At 64.1% G+C, this 17,417-nt stretch carries 14 protein-coding genes; 7 read left to right on the top strand and 7 right to left on the bottom strand.

All coding sequences use genetic code 11. The features are described from left to right. Nucleotides 1-222: 222 nt before the first annotated feature. The 3 genes from J2Y63_RS14160 to J2Y63_RS14170 all read left to right on the top strand — a co-directional run bounded on the left by J2Y63_RS14160 (nucleotide 223) and on the right by J2Y63_RS14170 (nucleotide 5,653). A complete protein-coding gene (locus J2Y63_RS14160; RefSeq protein ID WP_435266611.1) occupies nucleotides 223-2,019 on the top strand; it encodes an acyl-CoA dehydrogenase C-terminal domain-containing protein in 1,797 nt (598 codons plus the stop codon). A gap of 66 nt (nucleotides 2,020-2,085) precedes the next feature. Continuing rightward, a complete protein-coding gene (locus J2Y63_RS14165; protein ID WP_435266612.1) occupies nucleotides 2,086-3,294 on the top strand; it encodes an acetyl-CoA C-acetyltransferase in 1,209 nt (402 codons plus the stop codon). A gap of 148 nt (nucleotides 3,295-3,442) precedes the next feature. Then, nucleotides 3,443-5,653: an FAD-dependent oxidoreductase gene (locus J2Y63_RS14170; protein WP_435266937.1), complete on the top strand. Its 2,211-nt coding sequence runs from the start codon at nucleotides 3,443-3,445 to the stop codon at nucleotides 5,651-5,653. Between the two features lie 56 nt (nucleotides 5,654-5,709). Here J2Y63_RS14170 and J2Y63_RS14175 read toward each other — a convergent pair whose 3' ends face one another. Then, nucleotides 5,710-6,138, bottom strand: a complete 429-nt coding sequence (locus J2Y63_RS14175) for a VOC family protein (protein ID WP_435266613.1) — start codon at nucleotides 6,136-6,138, stop codon at nucleotides 5,710-5,712. Nucleotides 6,139-6,304: 166 nt separating this feature from the next. Between J2Y63_RS14175 and J2Y63_RS14180 the strand changes: the two genes are divergently transcribed. Further along, nucleotides 6,305-6,481, top strand: coding sequence for a hypothetical protein (locus J2Y63_RS14180; RefSeq protein WP_256117961.1), 177 nt, complete (start codon nucleotides 6,305-6,307; stop codon nucleotides 6,479-6,481). A 66-nt stretch (nucleotides 6,482-6,547) separates the two neighbouring features. Here the strand turns inward: J2Y63_RS14180 and J2Y63_RS14185 are convergent, their stop codons facing one another. The 4 genes from J2Y63_RS14185 to J2Y63_RS14200 all read right to left on the bottom strand — a co-directional run bounded on the left by J2Y63_RS14185 (nucleotide 6,548) and on the right by J2Y63_RS14200 (nucleotide 10,542). Further along, complete coding sequence (locus J2Y63_RS14185) at nucleotides 6,548-7,603, bottom strand: sensor histidine kinase (protein WP_435266614.1); 1,056 nt, start codon at nucleotides 7,601-7,603, stop codon at nucleotides 6,548-6,550. Next, on the bottom strand, nucleotides 7,604-8,050 hold the full coding sequence (locus J2Y63_RS14190; RefSeq protein ID WP_435266615.1) for a response regulator: 447 nt from the start codon (nucleotides 8,048-8,050) through the stop codon (nucleotides 7,604-7,606). Beyond that, a complete protein-coding gene (locus tag J2Y63_RS14195; protein WP_435266616.1) occupies nucleotides 8,047-9,543 on the bottom strand; it encodes a sensor histidine kinase in 1,497 nt (498 codons plus the stop codon). The genes J2Y63_RS14190 and J2Y63_RS14195 overlap by 4 nt, the downstream gene beginning before the upstream one ends. A gap of 117 nt (nucleotides 9,544-9,660) precedes the next feature. Further along, nucleotides 9,661-10,542, bottom strand: coding sequence for a DMT family transporter (locus J2Y63_RS14200; RefSeq protein WP_435266617.1), 882 nt, complete (start codon nucleotides 10,540-10,542; stop codon nucleotides 9,661-9,663). Between the two features lie 198 nt (nucleotides 10,543-10,740). Between J2Y63_RS14200 and J2Y63_RS14205 the strand changes: the two genes are divergently transcribed. Together J2Y63_RS14205 and J2Y63_RS14210 are read left to right on the top strand one after the other, a co-directional pair. After that, nucleotides 10,741-11,646 (top strand): DMT family transporter, encoded by a 906-nt coding sequence (locus tag J2Y63_RS14205; protein WP_435266618.1) that lies wholly within the window; start codon nucleotides 10,741-10,743, stop codon nucleotides 11,644-11,646. Between the two features lie 94 nt (nucleotides 11,647-11,740). Next, entirely contained in the window at nucleotides 11,741-12,403 is a 663-nt protein-coding gene (locus tag J2Y63_RS14210; protein WP_256117968.1) for a S24 family peptidase, read from the top strand. A gap of 70 nt (nucleotides 12,404-12,473) precedes the next feature. Here the strand turns inward: J2Y63_RS14210 and J2Y63_RS14215 are convergent, their stop codons facing one another. Then, complete coding sequence (locus J2Y63_RS14215) at nucleotides 12,474-13,355, bottom strand: transporter substrate-binding domain-containing protein (RefSeq protein WP_435266619.1); 882 nt, start codon at nucleotides 13,353-13,355, stop codon at nucleotides 12,474-12,476. Nucleotides 13,356-13,411: 56 nt separating this feature from the next. Between J2Y63_RS14215 and J2Y63_RS14220 the strand changes: the two genes are divergently transcribed. Then, on the top strand, nucleotides 13,412-15,343 hold the full coding sequence (locus J2Y63_RS14220) for a glycosyltransferase family 2 protein (RefSeq protein ID WP_435266620.1): 1,932 nt from the start codon (nucleotides 13,412-13,414) through the stop codon (nucleotides 15,341-15,343). 12 nt (nucleotides 15,344-15,355) lie between these two features. Here J2Y63_RS14220 and J2Y63_RS14225 read toward each other — a convergent pair whose 3' ends face one another. Further along, nucleotides 15,356-17,371, bottom strand: coding sequence for a beta-galactosidase (locus tag J2Y63_RS14225; protein WP_435266621.1), 2,016 nt, complete (start codon nucleotides 17,369-17,371; stop codon nucleotides 15,356-15,358). Nucleotides 17,372-17,417 lie beyond the last annotated feature (46 nt).

Genomic DNA, 17,417 nt, shown 5'->3' on the forward strand with positions numbered 1-17,417 from the left:
TTTTTAACGATTTGCTCATAGAATGGCGTTCGGGAGGAAAGGCGACCGGTTGCGGCACAGCAGCGGGCGTCGTGGGCGCAGCGCCTCCCCTCCTCTCCCATCCCTCTCCGGCGAAAAATTCCACGCCCTTGCGTTTTGACGTTTACGCAAACGTCAAAGTTTTATAGTATCCCTTGCCAAGGACCGGACTCATGTCCGTGGGATAGGTGAGGAACGCGAAAGATGCCGATCTACAAGGCCCCCGTGAATGACACGCTTTTCATCCTGAACGACGTTCTGGCGCTGGAGCGGTACAACAACCTGCCCGGCTTTGCCGACGCGACGGGGGATATGGTGGAGGCGATTGCCGGCGAGGCCGCGAAGGTGGCGGAAGAGGTGCTGTTCCCGGTCAACCTTTCCGGCGACCAGGAAGGCTGCACGCGCAACGACGACGCGACCGTGAAAACGCCGAAGGGTTTCAAGCAGGCCTACGACCTCTACCGCCAGGGCGGCTGGATCGGCCTTGCGGTGCCGGAAGAATTCGGCGGCCAGGGCCTGCCCTATCTGCTGCACACCGCCGTCGGCGAATATATGTCGTCGGCCAACATGGCGCTGACCATGTATCCGGGCCTGACGCAGGGCGCGATCGCCGCGATCCTCGTGCACGGCTCCGACGAGCAGAAGGCCGCCTACCTGCCGAAGATGGTGGAAGGCACCTGGACCGGCACGATGAACCTGACGGAGCCCCATTGCGGCACCGACCTCGGCCTGCTCCGCGCCAAGGCCGTGCCGCAGAGCGACGGGTCCTACCGGATTTCCGGCCAGAAGATCTTCATCTCCGCCGGTGACCACGACATGTCGGAGAACATCGTGCACCTGGTGCTCGCCCGTATCGAGGGCGCGCCGGAGGGCACCAAGGGCATTTCGCTCTTCATCGTGCCGAAATTCATCCTCAAGGATGACGGCACGCCGGGCACGAAGAACGGCGTCTCCTGCGGCGCGATCGAACACAAGATGGGCATCCACGGCAACGCCACCTGCGTCATGAACTATGACGAGGCGACAGGCTGGCTCATCGGCGCGGAGAACAAGGGCCTCAACGCCATGTTCGTGATGATGAACGAGGCCCGCCTCGGCGTCGGCCTGCAGGGCCTGTCGATCGCCGAAATCGCCTACCAGAACGCCGCCAACTATGCCCGCGAGCGCCTGCAGGGCCGCTCGCTCTCCGGCGTGAAGAACCCGAACGGCAAGGCCGATCCGCTGATCGTGCACCCCGACATCCGCCGCACGCTGATGACCATCAAGGCCTGGACGGAGGGCGGCCGCGCCTTCACGCTGTGGACGGCGCTGAAATCCGACATCGCCCACCGCTCTGCCGACGAGAAGGAACGCCAGGCCGCCGACGACATCCTCGGCCTGATGACGCCGATCCTCAAGGGCGTGCTCACCGACAAGGGCTTCGACCACGCCGTCATGGCCCAGCAGGTTTTCGGCGGCCACGGCTATATCGAAGAGCACGGCATGAGCCAGTATGTGCGCGATGCGCGCATCGCCATGATCTACGAGGGCGCCAACGGCATCCAGGCGCTCGACCTCGTCGGCCGCAAGCTCGGCATGAATGGCGGGCGCGCCGTCATTGCGCTCTTCAAGGAAATCGGCGATTTCTGCGAGGAGAACCGCCATGACGAGAAGCTCGCCTTCTTCACCAAGCATCTCAAGAAGGGCTTGAACGACCTCCAGGCCGGAACCATGTGGTTCATGCAGAACGCCATGGCCAAGCCCGACAATGCCGGTGCCGGCTCGACCGACTACATGCACCTCTTCGGCCTCGTCACCGTCGGCTATATGTGGGCGAAGATCGCCAAGGCTGCCGAGGACGGCCTTGCGGCAGGTGCCGGCGAGCGCGAGGACTTCTTGAAGAACAAGCTGATCACCGCAAAGTTCTTCATGGAACGCCTGATGCCGGAAACCGCGCTGCGCAAGACCCGCATCGAGGCCGGCGCCGACACGACGATGGAATTGGCGGCCGAAGCGTTCTAGCCTCGAAGAATCAGGCGACCCATTGCGAGTTTGACGGCGCCCGGCGCCGCTAGGGAGAAGAGACCAATGACCGACGTCTTCATCTACGATCATGTGCGCACGCCGCGCGGGCGGGGCAAGAAGGACGGCTCGCTGCACGAAGTGCCGTCCGTCCGCCTTGCGGCCAAGGTGCTGGAAGCGGTGCGCGACCGCAACGGGCTCGATACCGCCAAGGTCGACGACATCGTCATGGGCTGCGTCGATCCGGTGATGGATGCGGGCTCCGTCATCCCGAAGGCCGCCGCTTTCGAGGCCGGCTACTCGACCAAGGCGCCGGGCATGCAGATCTCGCGCTTCTGCGCCTCCGGTCTCGATGCCGTGAATTTCGGCGCGGCGAAGATCGCGCAGGGTGCGGATGATATCGTCATTGCGGGTGGCGTCGAGAGCATGTCGCGCGTCGGGCTCGGCATGTCGGGCGGCTCGTGGTTCATGGACCCGTCCGTCAACTTCCCGGCCTATTTCATGCCGCAGGGTGTGTCGGCCGACCTCATCGCCACCAAGTACGGCTTCTCCCGCGACGACGTGGACGCCTATGCCGTCGAGAGCCAGAAGCGCGCCGCGCATGCCTGGCAGAACGGCTATTTCAAGAATTCCGTCGTGCCGGTGAAGGACATCAACGGCCTGACGATCCTTGCCCATGACGAGCACATGCGCCCCGGCACCGACATGCAGGCGCTTGCCTCGCTCAACCCTTCCTTCCAGATGCCCGGCGAGATGGGCGGCTTCGAAGCCGTCGCCATCCAGGCCCATCCGGAAATCGAGGGCATCAATTATGTGCACCATGCCGGCAACTCCTCCGGCATCGTCGACGGTGCTGCCGCCGTGCTGCTCGGCTCCAAGGAGGGTGGCAACATCCTCGGGAAGAAAGCCCGCGGCCGCATCAAGGCCTTCGCCAATATCGGTTCCGACCCGGCGCTGATGCTGACCGGCCCGGTCGATGTCACGGAAAAGCTGCTCGCCCGCAGCGGCATGCAGCTTGCCGACATCGACCTCTTCGAACTCAACGAAGCCTTCGCCGCCGTGGTGCTGCGCTACATGCAGGCCTTCGATATCCCGCACGACAAGATCAACGTCAACGGCGGCGCCATCGCCATGGGCCACCCGCTCGGCGCCACCGGCGCGATGATCCTCGGCACCGTGCTCGACGAGCTGGAACGCCGCGACCTCAACACCGCCCTCGTCACGCTCTGCATCGGCGCCGGCATGGGCACCGCGACGATCATCGAACGCGTCTGAGAGAGGTAAGCCACGCTCTCTCCGGTCGTCATCCTCGGGCTTGACCCGAGGATCCATCACCCGGAGCTGGATGGTCGGGTCAAGCCCGACCATGACGGAGGAGAGGACAGCGTGTGAAGCCAGATAGATTTCAGGGAAGAGGAATCCCATCATGAGCTACAAGAACTTCACCATCGAGACCGACGCCGACGGCATTGCTCTGGTTACCTGGGACATGCCCGACAAGTCGATGAACGTATTCACCATCGAGGTGATGGACGAGCTGGACAAGATCATCGACCAGGTCGTGGCCGACAGCGCCGTCAAGGGCGTGGTCATCACGTCGGGAAAATCCTCCTTCTCCGGCGGCGCCGATCTTTCCATGATCAAGGCGAGCTTCGATCTCTTGAAGGACGCGCAAGCGAAGGACCCGGCGACGGCCGTCGAAAAACTGTTTGAAGCCACCGGCCGCATGACCTGGCTGTTCCGCAAGCTCGAAACCTGCGGCAAGCCGTGGGTCTCCGCCATCAACGGCACCTGCATGGGCGGCGCCTTCGAGATGTCGCTCGCCTGCCATGGGCGCGTGGCCTCGAACGCCAAGTCGGTCAAGATCGCGCTGCCGGAAGTCAAGGTCGGTATCTTCCCGGGCGCCGGCGGCACCCAGCGCGTACCGCGGCTTGCCAATGCGCAGGACGCCCTCCAGATGATGACGACCGGCTCTTCACTGACGGCTGCGCGTGCCAAGGCGATGAACCTCCTGCATCAGGTTGTCGAGCCCGACCAGTTGATCCCGGCCGCCAGGCAGATGATCAAGGACGGCCTCAAGCCGGTGCAGCCGTGGGACGAGAAGGGTTTCAAGGCGCCCGGCGGCGGCATCTGGACGCCGGCTTCGGCGCAGCTCTGGCCGGCAGCACCCGCGATCCTGCGCCGCGAGACCGCGGGCAATTATCCGGGCGCGCTCGCCATCCTGAAGTGCGTCTATGAGGGCCTGCAAGTGCCCTTCGAGACGGGGCTGAAGATCGAGCAGCGCTACTTCACCCATATCCTCCAGACGACCGAAGCCTTTTCGATGATCCGGTCGCTGTTCATCTCCATGCAGGAACTCGGCAAGGGTGCGCGCCGCCCGGCAGGCGTGCCGAAGGCGGAGTTCAAGAAGGTCGCCGTTATCGGCGCAGGCTTCATGGGTGCGTCGATCGCCTACGTGACGGCGGCAGCCGGTATTCCGGTCGTGCTCGTCGACCGCGACCAGGAAGCGGCCGACAAGGGCAAGACCGTCTCCGAAGGCCTCATCACCGGCGCCGTCGGCAAGGGGCGCATGTCGAAGGAAGACGGCGAGAAGCTGCTTTCCCTCATCACGCCGACGCCGGATTATGCCAGCCTCGCCGATGCCGACCTCGTCATCGAGGCCGTTTTCGAGGACCGCACCGTCAAGAAGGAAGTCACCGAGAAGATCGAGGCCGTGTTGAAGGAGGACGCGATCCTCGCCTCCAACACCTCGACGCTACCGATCACCGGGCTTGCCAAGAACTCGAAGCGCCCCGAGCAGTTCATCGGCATCCACTTCTTCTCGCCGGTCGACAAGATGATGCTGGTGGAAGTCATCCTCGGCAAGGAGACGGGCGACAAGGCGCTTGCTACCGCGCTCGACTATGTCGCGGCCATCAAGAAGACGCCGATCGTCGTCAACGACACGCGCGGCTTCTATGTCAACCGCTGCGTCTTCCGCTACATGGCGGAAGCGTATGACATGCTGATCGAAGGCGTGCCGGCGGCGATGATCGAGAATGCGGCCAAGATGGCCGGCATGCCGGTCGGCCCGCTGTCGCTGAACGACGAAGTGGCCGTCGATCTCTCCTACAAGGTCTTCAAGGCCGCCATCGCCGATCTTGGCGAGAAGGCCGTCGATCCGCGCCACCTGGACCTGGTGACGAAGCTGGTGGAGGGCGAAGGCCGCCTCGGCCGCAAGGCCGGCAAGGGCTTTTACGACTACCCGCCAAAGCCCGCCAAGAAGAAGCTGTGGCCGGGCCTGAAGGACCTCTATCCGCAGCAGAAGGCGGACGATGTCGACGTGAAGGTGCTGAAGGAGCGCCTGCTCGTCACCATCGCGCTGGAAGCGGCGCGCACCATGGAAGAGGGCATCGTCACCGATCCGCGCGAGGCCGATGTCGGCTCCATCCTCGGCTTCGGCTTCGCCCCCTATACCGGCGGCACGCTGTCCTACATCGACGGCATGGGCGTCAAAACCTTCGTCGCGCTCTGCGAAAAGCTCGCCGCCAGCTACGGCAGCCACTTCCAGCCGACACCGCTGCTGAAGGACATGGCCGCCAAGGGCGAGACTTTCTACAGCCGCTTCGCACCGCAGGAGAAGAAGGCGGCCTGAGCCGCCTTCCCTTCTTCATGACGCGGGACTGACCGATCGAAGCAGAAGCGCGGCCCCTAGAAGGTGATCTTGATCGAAGGGGCGCTGCGTTGCGCCTCGCCGTGGTATACGGCCTCGATATTGTTGCCGTCGGGATCGATGAGGAAGGCGGCGTAATAGCCGGGGTGATAGGGCCGCAGGCCGGGCGCACCATTGTCCTTGCCGCCGGCGTCGAGGCCGGCCTGGTGGAAGGCCTCGACCATGGCGTTGTCGGTCGCCTGGAAGGCGACGTGGTGACGACCGGTCAGCTTGCCCGCTGCCGCCTCGCTGTCGATGCTCGAGACGACGAACTCGTCGACCCAGAAAAAATCCTCCCCGACGCCGCCGATCGGAATTTTCAGCGCATCGAAGATGGCTTCGTAAAACCGGCGGCTTGCCGAAAGGTCGCGCACCACGAGCTGGATATGGTCGATGAGGCGACCGCGATAGAGTTCCTGCGTTTCCATGCCTGAAGCTCCCTTGACGAAGAAAGCCTTTTAGCTAGGTCGCAGGCGAAAACCGTCAACGGCGAGACCGTGTTCCATCCGGAACAGCGGGCGGCGGGTCGATGTGGGAAAGTCTGATCACTGGATGAGAGAGGCTCATCCCTCACAGAGATCAGGAGAGACCCCCATGCGCAAGATCATCGTTTCCGCCACCGTCGCCCTCGTCGCAGCCGTTTCCTTCGCCGCCCCGTCGCAGGCCGGTTACTACAGCTACGGCTACAAGCCGCATTGCTTCGTCAAGAAGATCCACTCCTACGACTACTACGGCAACCTGATCGTCAAGAAGATCAAGATCTGCAAGTAAGCGCCCCCCGCTGACCTCCCCGAAGGCCTGGATGTTCCCCTGCATCCGGGTCTTTTGCCGTGTGGATCACGCCGGGCGCGGGGCCTCGGCCATCTGCACCAGCAGCTCCGCGCGCGTGCCGACCGGGCGGGTGGCGTAGGCGAGCTTGGCGCCGAGGCTGGAGGCCATGGCGCCGATGATCTTGGAGCCGAGACCGGTGCCGCGCACCGGGCCTTCGCCGCGCCAGCCGATGCCGTCATCCTCGACGAAGAGCAGCGCGTTTTCCGGATCGAGGCGGGTAAAGCCGACGCGCACCTCGCCCCCCGCCTCGCCATAGGCATATTTGAAGGCGTTGGTGACGAGTTCCGTGACGATGACGCCGAGCGAGACGGCGCGGTCGGTCGGAACGTGCAGCGGCTCCAGCATGCGGTTGAGGCGGACATTGCGGCCATGGCCCTGCATGGACGTGTCGAGCTCCGACAACAGCGTCGAAAGGTAGGCGCCCATATCGACATGGCGCACGTCTTCCGACGTATAAAGTCGACGGTGGATGCCGGCGATGGCGGTGATGCGGGCCTGCGTCTCGGAAAGCGCTTGCCTGACGGCCTCGTCGGAGGCGCTCGACATCTGTAGCCGGATAAGGGCCGCAGCGAGCGCCAGCGAATTGCCGACGCGGTGATTGACCTCGGCGAGCAGCACTTCGGCGCGCTCCTTGGCGAGCCGGATCTCCAGCTCCGCCTTGAGTTTCGCCCGCTTCAGCTCGGCATTTTCCAGCGCCTGGCCCAGTGCATTGGCGAGCAGCGGGATGAAATCGTCACCGACCGACTTGATGACATAGTCCGCAGCACCCGCCTTCAGCGCCTCGACGGCGACCTGGGCGTCGTTCGACCCCGTCACATAGACGACCGGCACCGCACCCGGCGCATCCGCAAGCTCCTTCAGGAAGGACAGCCCCGTGCCCGCCTTCAGGAAGTGATCGAGCACGACGGCATCGATGTCGCCTTCGGCCAGCAGCTCGCGGCCGCGCTCCAGGTCCTCCGCATGCAGCACCGTATAGCCGAGACGACCAAGCGCCCGCTCGGCAAGCCGCGCGAGGATCGGGTCGTCGTCGATATAGAGGATGCGGACAGGACCTTCCTTCATTTACTGCGTCTCGGGGATCTGGATGACGGAGAAGAACAGGCCGAGCTGGCGGATCGCGTGCGCGAAGCTCTCATACTCGACCGGCTTGGTAATGTAGACATTGGCGCCGAGATCGTAGCAGCGCTGGATTTCCCGCTCGTCGTCCGTCGTCGTGAGGATGACGACCGGCAGGCGCTTGGTGTGGGTGTTGGTCTTGATCTTCTGGAGGATGTCGATGCCCGACATGTCCGGCAGGTTGAGATCGAGCAGGATCAGCAGGAACCGGCCGGCGCTGGCGAGGCCGGAGCGATCCTTGCCGAGCACGAAATCGAGCGCTTCCGTGCCGTTCGTGAAGGGCACGACCTCGTTGTGCACGCCGGCGCGGCGAATGTTCTTCTCGATGAGGCGCGCATGGCCCTCGTCGTCCTCGATCATGACGATGGTGACTTCCTTGCCCATTCCGTTCATCCCTGCATACTCCTGACTACTTTACTGAGGTCGGGCGGCAGACGCAGCACGAAGGTGGTCCCCTGCCCGAGTTCCGATCGGATGACGATATCGCCGCCAAGATTACGCATCAGTGAACGCACATGCGCAAGGCCGATGCCTTCGCCGGGTTTATCCTGGGTGCCGGAGCGGCGGAACAGCTCGAAGACCCGCTCGTGGTCTTCCGGCGCGATGCCGCGGCCGTTGTCGGTGAATTCGATGACGAAGCCGGCACGGCCGCCATTGCGCGCGCTGACGGAAACGCGCAGCGGCCGGCCGGGCGACTGGTATTTGATGGCATTGTCGAACAGGTTGCCGAACACCTGCTCCAGCGACAGCCGGTCTGAAATGACGGTCGGCAGATTGCCGTCGATGGTGACCTCGCCGTCGGATTCGCTGACCTGGTGGTTGACCGCGGCAGCGCCCCCTTCGACAAGGGCCTTCAGGTCCACCCGCTCGATCCGCAGTTCCCGCCGGCCGTCGCGCGAGATCTTCAGGATGGCGTTGATCAACCCGTCCATCTTCTTGGTGGAGGAGCGGATGAAGCCGATCGCTTCCGGCAGGTCCTCGGAGGCCGCGCGGCGGGCTTCGAGGATGTCGGCCTCGCTCGGCGTCTTGCCATCGGCGAGCACATAGTTCTGGATGGAGGACAGCGAGGCCTGAAGCTCGCTGGTGAAACCCATGATGTTGACGAGCGGCGCGCGCAGGTCGTGCGTGACGATATAGGCGAAGCGTTGGACTTCCTGGTTGGCGCGGATCAGTTCTTCCGTACGCTCGTCGACACGCCTTTCCAGCGTGGCGTTCAGCGTCTCCACTTCACGCCGAGCAACGACGATGTCGCGGGTATATTGCGCAACGACCGTGGCCGCGCCCCCCATGACGCCGATGATGGCGATGGCACCGATGATCGTCGTCCACCGCAGCGCACCGGCCGACCACAGCATATCGACCACGCCCTCCTGAAGGCGGCGGTCGGCATCGTCCATGATATTGCCGAGCTGGTCGCGGAGCTGGTCCATCAGGATGCGGCCGCGATCCGTCTTGACCTGGGCTACGGCATCCGCCGACCGACCTTCCTGGATGGCCGTCACCGTATCGGCAAGCTCGCCGAGCTTGTCGGCGATGAGGCGATCGATTGTGGGAATGCGTGCAGCATATTCGGGGAAACGCGCAGCCTTTTCCGCCAACGACTTCTGCCGCTCGGAAACGGCTTTCAGCGCATCGTCATAGGGTGCGCGAAAACCCGCTTCCCCCGTGATGACGAAGCCGCGCTGGCCGGTTTCGGCGTCCTTGAGGGTGGACAGAAGGTCGGCGGCGGCGCTGCGCGTCGCGCGGATCTCGATCAGTTCGGCAAAATAGGCCTGCACCTTGCTGCCGAGCAAAAGCGACGTGCCCACGATGCCGAGCAAAGCAATCATGCCTGCGATGAGCAGGATAATCGTCGAGCGCACGAATGCGGCGTTCGATATCGGCATTCCACCCCCCGGTTAGAGCCGTCCACAGGACGGCGACAATATCGTTATAGGGCCTGCATGCAACTGACTGGCGCCAAGTACAAGGGGAATCTTTTGGTTGTTTCGCGACTTAACAGCTCAAACACGTTCCCGGAAACGTCCGGCGAAGCGTTCGCTGGCAATGATGATCATGCCGGCCGAAATGATCAGCACGGCGCCGGCGAAAACGTTCGAGCCGGGCACGTCGCTCCAGATGAGATAACCGAGCACAAAGGCCCAGACGAGCGAGGAATATTCGAAGGGGGCGAGCACCGAGACGGGCGCCCGGCGCATGCCCTCGAACATCGCGAACTGGCCGATGCCGGCTACCACGCCGGTTCCCGCCATCAGCGCAATATCGGTCGCCGAGACCGACTGCCAGACGAAGGGCATGGCGAGGGCCGTGTAGAACACGAAGAAGCCGCTCGATATGGTCATCTGCACCGGCGTGCGCTCGTGCAGCGCTGTTTTGCGCAGCAGGACCGTCGCGATCGCCCAGAAGATGGCGGCCTGCAAGGCGAGATACACGGGCAGCGACAGCTCGAGCCCCTTGACCGCCACGCCGCAGGCAATGACCACGCCGACAAAGCCGGTCGCCACCGCAAGCCAGCGATAGCCCGGCACCTTCTCGCCGAGGATCGGCACCGAGAGGATCGTCATGACGATCGGCGAGGCATAGTAGAGCGTCGTCAGCTCGGCGAGCCCGAGGTCGCGCGCGGCGGTGTAGTTGGAAAGCCAGGCGGCAAGGAGCAGCAGGTTGCGCAAAAAGAGTGGCTTCAGCACCGGCGAATAGCGCGCGCTGCGCAGAAGCGGGCGACCGCCCCAGGCAAGACAGAGCGAGAAGATCGTGACGCTGCGCACGAAAAGGATCTGCCAAACCGGCAGCGCCGCGACGAGCCATTTGACCGACGCATCCTGCACAGAAAACAGGAAATAGGCGAAGGACGTCAGCAAAATGCCGGAAGTGACGGTCTTGTGCACGGGATGGACCTCGAAAACGCGACGAAGCCGCGCAATCCTTGATAGCGCGCAGTTCGTTGCAGCGAAAGTGGCTGAAAATCACGGGTTGAAGGAAATTTTTCCCACCCTGCCACGCACCTCCCGCGACCCGCCGCGAAAAGTCCGCCGGGCGCCAAATTTCAGCGTGCAAGCGGGGCGTGACGGGTATATGCGCGGGACATGGACTCCAAACGACTCGGCTATGTCTTCACCCTGCTCGCCATCCTGATTTTCAGCCTGCAGGACTCCATCTCGAAACATCTCGGCAGCGTCTATCCGCCGGTCTTCGTCGCCATGATACGCTTCTGGGCGTTCGCGGCCTTCGCCATCGTGCTCGGCGCGCGCAGCCCGGGCGGGCTACGGGCGGCAGCGGCGACGAAACGGCCGGTTTTGCAGATCATGCGCGGCGCCATCCTCGCGTTCCAGATCGTCGTCACCATCACCGCCTTTACGACCGTCGGCCTCGCCCGCTCGCAGGCAATCCTGGCTTCCGGGCCGATCTTCGTGGCACTGCTCTCGATGCCGCTGCTCGGCGAGCGCGTCGGCTGGCGGCGCTGGACGGCGATCGGCGTCGGCCTTTGCGGCGTGCTGATCATCGTCAATCCGGGCGGCGTCGCCTTCGACCTCACCGTGCTGCTGCCGCTCCTCTCGGCGCTGATGTTCGCGATCTATGTCATAGCGACCCGCCTTGCCAGCCGCGACGACAGCGCCTCGACCAGCTTCTTTTATATCGGCGTCGCCGGTGCCGTGGCGATCTCGCTGATCGGCCCGTTCTACTGGACCAATCTCGCTCCCGTCGACTGGGTCTGGATGGGCATCGTCTGCATCACCGGCATGTCGAGCCACTATTTCCTGATCCGCGCCTACGACCTGCTTGATGCGGCGGCCGTGCAGCCGCTCACCTATCTCCAGGTCGTGCTGGCGGCGATCGTCGGCGTCACCGTCTTCGGAGAGACGCTGAACCTCAACATGGTCGTCGGCTCGGCCATCGTGGTGGGTGCGGGCATCTTCACCATCTGGCGCGAAAGCGTGGTGGCGCGGCGGCGGGCGGCCGAAAAATCGTCCGGAAATGAAACAGGAAAATAATCCTTTTTTCTTTACTCGGAAAACGTCCTTCGCTATGCTTCCGGGTAATCGGACCGGCGCGTGCCGGTCCGCCGCCTTGGCAGGGTTTCTCAGCATGTTCTCCCACGACCGGATCTGGGCGGCAATCGACGCCCTCGCCGAGCGCAACCGGCTCTCCCCGTCCGGCCTTGCCCGCCGCGCCGGGCTCGATCCCACGTCCTTCAACAAATCGAAGCGACAGGGTGTGGACGGCCGCCAGCGCTGGCCCTCGACGGAATCGATCGCCAAGGTGCTCGACGCGACCGGCGCCTCGATCGACGAGTTCTTCACGATCTCAGACGTCACGCGCGATATCGCGCTACCGCAGGGCGCTTTTCCGCCACAGACGGGCACCATCCCGCTGCTCGGCTTCGCGCAGGCGGGCGCCGGCGGCTTTTTCGACGATGGCGGCTTTCCCGCCGGCCAGGGCTGGGACGTGGTCGAATTCCCCGCCGGGCCGGAACGCAAGGCCGGCGTCTATGCGCTGGAGGTGCAGGGCGACAGCATGATGCCGCTCTACCGCGACGGTGACGTGCTGATCGTCGAGCCCGGCGCGCAGGTGCGCCGCGGCGACCGGGTCGTGGTGAAGACCCGCGAAGGCGAGGTCATGGCCAAGGTGCTGCACCGCCAGAGCCCGCGCACGATCGAGCTCGTCTCGCTCAATCCCGAGCACCCGAACCGCAATTTCGACATGGACGAGGTCGACTGGATCGCCCGCATCATCTGGGCGAGCCAATAGGACGCCGGTCCTTAAAGTGTCTCCGCAATTCCCAACGCAAAACCGCTATACACTTTTGCTGGGATTGCTCTTAACCGCCGTAGAGATTGACCGGGAAATAACGCAGGTAGATCTCCTGCAGACGGCCGTTGCGCGACAGCGCCAGGAGCGCATGGTCGATGGCGCCGGCGATCGCCGTGTCCTCCTTGCGGAACATGATCGTCAGGCCTTCGCCGAGGAACTGCTCCGACACGTAAGGCCCGTCGAACAGGCGGCAGCAGCCGGCGGATTCCGTGCCGTTCGTCCAGAATGCGAGCTGCATGCCGTCGCCGAAAACGGCGTCGACCTTGCCGTCCTTGAGACTTGCGAGCAGGGCCGTGCGATCGGGAAAGACTTCCGCTTTCAGGCGCGGGAAAAACGCCTTCAGCATCGCCTCGTGTGCGCTGGCCGCAACGACCCCCACACGCTTGCCATCGAGGGCCGCCGCGGTCTCACCCGCGGGCGGCGCCTTCTTCGTCACAGCGAAGCGGGCCGGCAAGCGCATGAAGGGGCGGGAGAAGAGGAACCGCTTGCGCAGATCGGCGGTCACGGCCACGCCCGCGGCGACAGCCTCGCCATTGCCGTCGACCAGCGCCTTTTCCAGCTCCGGGAAGGTCACCGCCTGGATCTGGCACTTCTCCGTCAGCGCCAATTCCCGGCAGATCTCGCGCACGAGATCGACATGAAATCCGGCGAGCTTGCCGGTCTGGTCGATGAAATTGAACGGCGGAAAATCGACCGTGGTCAGGAACCGCAGGCGCACGATACCCGAGAGATCCGGCCGCGCGATGCGCTCGCGCGTGTCGAACAGGATAGGCAGATCGACCGCCGAGCGCTCCTGCGCCGCAGCGGCCCGCGGCATCATCACCGCCATCACCAGGCAAAGCGCAAAAAACCCATAGATTTTGAGAGGTGAAATTTCGCTATGTCTCATTACAATCAACTTAGGGTTAAAAAAGGGTAGCACCGATAAACGGGAGCGATAGCTGCATGCGACTGGCAGAATATCCTGACGATATCGCTTTCGCCACCGCAATCGGCATCCTGCCGAGGCCATGCGGCCCACCCTGCGAGGAACACATCCCACCGCGCCTGATGACGGAAGCCCGGTTCTTCCGTCGGCTCGGCCTGTCGAAGACGCTGATCTCGACCATGCTGGTGCGCGCCAGCCAGCACGGAACGACGCTGGAATCGGAACTGCTGGCGAGCGGTGCAGTGTCGGAAGAGATCTATTACGAGGCGCTTGCCGAAATCCTGCATCTTCCCTTTCTCACCCGTATCGACCCGACCCAGCTCGAAGACCTTCCCGGCGTGGATACGCAGCTCGTCGAGCCCACCGTTGTGCGGCTTCGCCATCCCACCCGCGCGCCAACGACGGCGATCGTTCCGAGCGCCGAGCGGCTGGGCTATCTCACCGAGCGGCTTGCCCATGCGCCGGCCCTGCGCACGATGATGGCCGCGACCACGCCCTCGGCCTTGAGGGCCGCCCTCTGGCAGGCTGGCTGCAACCGGCGGGTGCGCGACACGGTGGACCAGCTTTTTGCTACGATGCCGGAGGCAAGCGCCCGCATCACGCTCTGGGGGCGGCAAGGGTTTTACACCGGCATCGTGTTGGCGCTCCTGCTCTCGCTCGCCACAGCTGCGCCCAAGCTCGCCCTGATCCTCCTGCACATCGTGACGACCCTGCTTTTCTTCGCCACCTTCCTGGTCCGTCTCGTGGCGCTTGTCGCCAAAAAGCGGGAGGCAGGACGAGCTCTGGCCCGTCCCCCTGCCCGACCGCGCCCGGTCTATTCCGTCTTCGTCGCGCTCTACCGGGAGGCGGCGGTCGTGCCGCAGCTCATCGAGACCCTGAACAAGATCGAATGGCCGGCCGCCTGTCTTGACATCAAGCTGATCTGCGAGGCCGACGACCAGGAGACGCTCGACGCGCTGGCGGCCATACCGCTCGGCCGGCAATATGAGGTGGTCGCGGTGCCGCCCGGCCGGCCGCGCACCAAGCCCAAGGCGCTCTCCTATGCGCTGGGTGCCGCGCGCGGCGAATATCTGGTGATCTACGACGCGGAGGATCGGATCGATCCCCTCCAGCTTGAAGAAGCCTGGCGCACCTTCGAGAGCGGTCCTCGGGAGATAGTCTGTCTGCAAGCGCCGCTCGTCATCACCAATGTGCGGGAGAGTTGGCTGAGCGCCCTCTTCGCGCTCGAATATGCCGGGCTCTTCCGGGTGCTGCTGCCGCGGCTTGCGGCCGCCCGCCTGCCCATGCCGCTCGGCGGCACCTCCAACCATTTTCGCACGCGCGTGCTTCAGCAAGTGGGCGGGTGGGATCCCTACAATGTCACCGAGGATGCCGACCTGGGGCTGCGGCTCTACCGGCTCGGCTATCGCTGCGGCACGATCACCCGGCCGACCTATGAAGAGGCGCCGAGCGGGCGGGACGCCTGGCTTGGCCAGCGCACGCGCTGGTTCAAGGGCTGGCTGCAAACCTGGCTGGTGCTGATGCGGCGCCCTTCGCGGCTGGTGCAGGAGATGGGCCTCTGGCCGAGCTTCGTCTTTCAGGTGCTGATCGGCGGGCTCATCCTCTCCTCACTCGCCCATCCACTCATCATCGCCTATATCGGCGTGATCACGTGGTCGCTGTTCTTCAAGTCCGCCTATACGGTCGGGCCATTCGAGCTCACCATGTTCACCATCGACATGGTCAACATCTTCGGCAGCTACGCAGTCTTCGTCGCCCTCGGGCGGGGTGGAATGACACCCGGCGAGCAGGCCTCCGTAGGCTGGCGCTGGGCGCTGACGCCGGTGTACTGGCTGTTCCTGTCATTTGCCGCCTGGCGCGCGGTCAAGGAACTCTGCAACGACCCGTTCTTCTGGAACAAGACGACTCACCGCCCGGCGCAGACGGTGACCGAGGCGGAAGCCGGATAAACGGTTCGGCCGTCACCCTTCCATCCAGATTGCCACATCCACCGGCGCAAGCTCCCTTGTGCCGACAAAGAAGGTCGCGTCCGTAAAGGCCGGCACGCTGGCCGCGCTGCTGCCGTAGTTGAAGGCGAAATGCAGCTTGCCGCGGCGGGCGAGCCTGAGGTCGCCGAGGTCGGGCAAGTTTTTCACGTCGGCCCAACCGAGCGTATCGCCCATCAGCTTCGACAGGAATTCGCCACGCGGCAACGTCCCGACATACCGCGCGCGCTCATTGCCGATAACCGCCGGCGAGCCCGGGCGATGTTCGCCCTCGAAGGTCGCCAGCACCGGCTCGGTCGTGCGGATGCGTTCGCGCCAGCCGGTCACCGGATGGCTGGTATTGCCATAAAGCACCTGCTCGCTGTGGAAGTCCGGCAGGGATTCCACGCGCGTTACGCGGAAATCCAGCAATGCGGCCAGCGGGCCGGGCGGAAGATCCGCGGGGATGTGCATGTCGCGCGTCTTGCTGCCGCTGCGCGGGCCGAGCAGCGCCTTGGCGCCGGAGGCCTTTAGCCGGGCAATGAAATTGGCATCGGGAATGAGGAGATCGGGCGCCAGCACCAGCTTGTAGTCGGAGAGATCGGAATGCTGACCGATGAAATCGACATCCACACCGAGGCGGGCGACGGCAGAATACCAGTCGAGCGCGATGGAAGAGGCAGCGTAACCGCGTCCCTGCGGCAGGGCTCGAGTGGCAAAGCGGGACTCATAGTCGAGCATGATGGCGACCGAGGCCTTTTCCCGCACCTCTCCCTTCGGCAGCCGCGCCATTTCCTCGGCAACCTGCGCCACCTCCAGATAACCTTGGTCCACCTCGCTGTTCGGCAGCAGCAGCCCGGCATGGAACTGCTCTTGTGCGAAGGGCGCCTGGCGCCAGCGGAAATAGGAGACCATGTCGACGCCGTGCGCATAGGCGAGCCAGGTCCACAGCCGCACCATGCCATCAGCCGGCGACTGGTTGTAGGACGCCCAGTTGACTGGGCCCGGCTGCTGCTCCATCACCCAGACCCGACCGCTGCCAACCGCACGGTAGAGATCGTGATTGAAGGCTGTCTGGTCCGGATCGCCGACGCGCAGATAACGGGCCTTTTCCTCGGCGCTGAGCCGCCCATTGATGAGCCCGCCCATCGGATAGACATCCCAGGAGGCGATATCGATATCCTCGCCAACCTTGTAGTGATCGAAGTCGGTATTCTGCGACATGAAATTATGCGTGACTGGGCGTCCGGGCGAGTGCTTCCGGATGAGATCGGCCTGTGCCTTGTTGAAGCTCTTCACCTGGTCGGAGGAGAAGCGGAAATAATCGACCAGATGGGTTGGGCTCGGCTCCTCAACGAGATTGTTGGGCAGGTCCACCTCATCGAAGGCGTTGTACCGCATGCTCCAGAACGCGGCGCCCCAGGCGCGGTTCATCTCCTCGATCGTGCCGTAGCGGGCAGCAAGCCATTCGCGGAAGGCCCGCAGCGCCTCGTCCGAATAGCTATGGATCGTGTCGTGGTCGCCGTATTCGTTGTCCGTCTGCCAGGCGTGCACGAAGGGGTTTTCGCCGTAACGGCGGACCATCGCCTCGGTGATGCGGGCGGCCTCCACACGGTAGCGCCGGCTGGAGAAACAATAGTGCCGGCGCGCGCCGAACTTGCGCACCACGCCGCGTTCATCAACGGGCAGGATATCCGGGTAACGATCGACCAGCCATTTCGGCGGGGCCGCCGTCGGCGTGCCGAGAATGACCTTGAGCCCCGCGCAGCCCAACACCTCGATCGCCTCGTCCATCCATTCCCATTGGAAGGCGCCGGATTGCGGCTCGATATGCGACCACGCGAACTCGCCGATGCGCACCCAGGCAAGGCCCAGTTCCACCATGCGGCGCGCGTCCTCGTCCCATTTCTCGCGCGGCCACTGCTCCGGATAATAGCAGACGCCAAGCTCGAGCATGCTGGCGTCCTGCCGGCTGGTGTCGAAGCGGTTCTGTTTGGGGAGCGGCTTATGCACGGGTCTGTCCTTCATTCTTCACGGCGCCGGAGAACCGGGCGCCGCT

Origin of the sequence: Shinella sp. BE166 (genome assembly GCF_051201095.1) — a bacterium.
GTDB classification, from domain to species: Bacteria; Pseudomonadota; Alphaproteobacteria; order Rhizobiales; family Rhizobiaceae; genus Shinella; species Shinella lacus.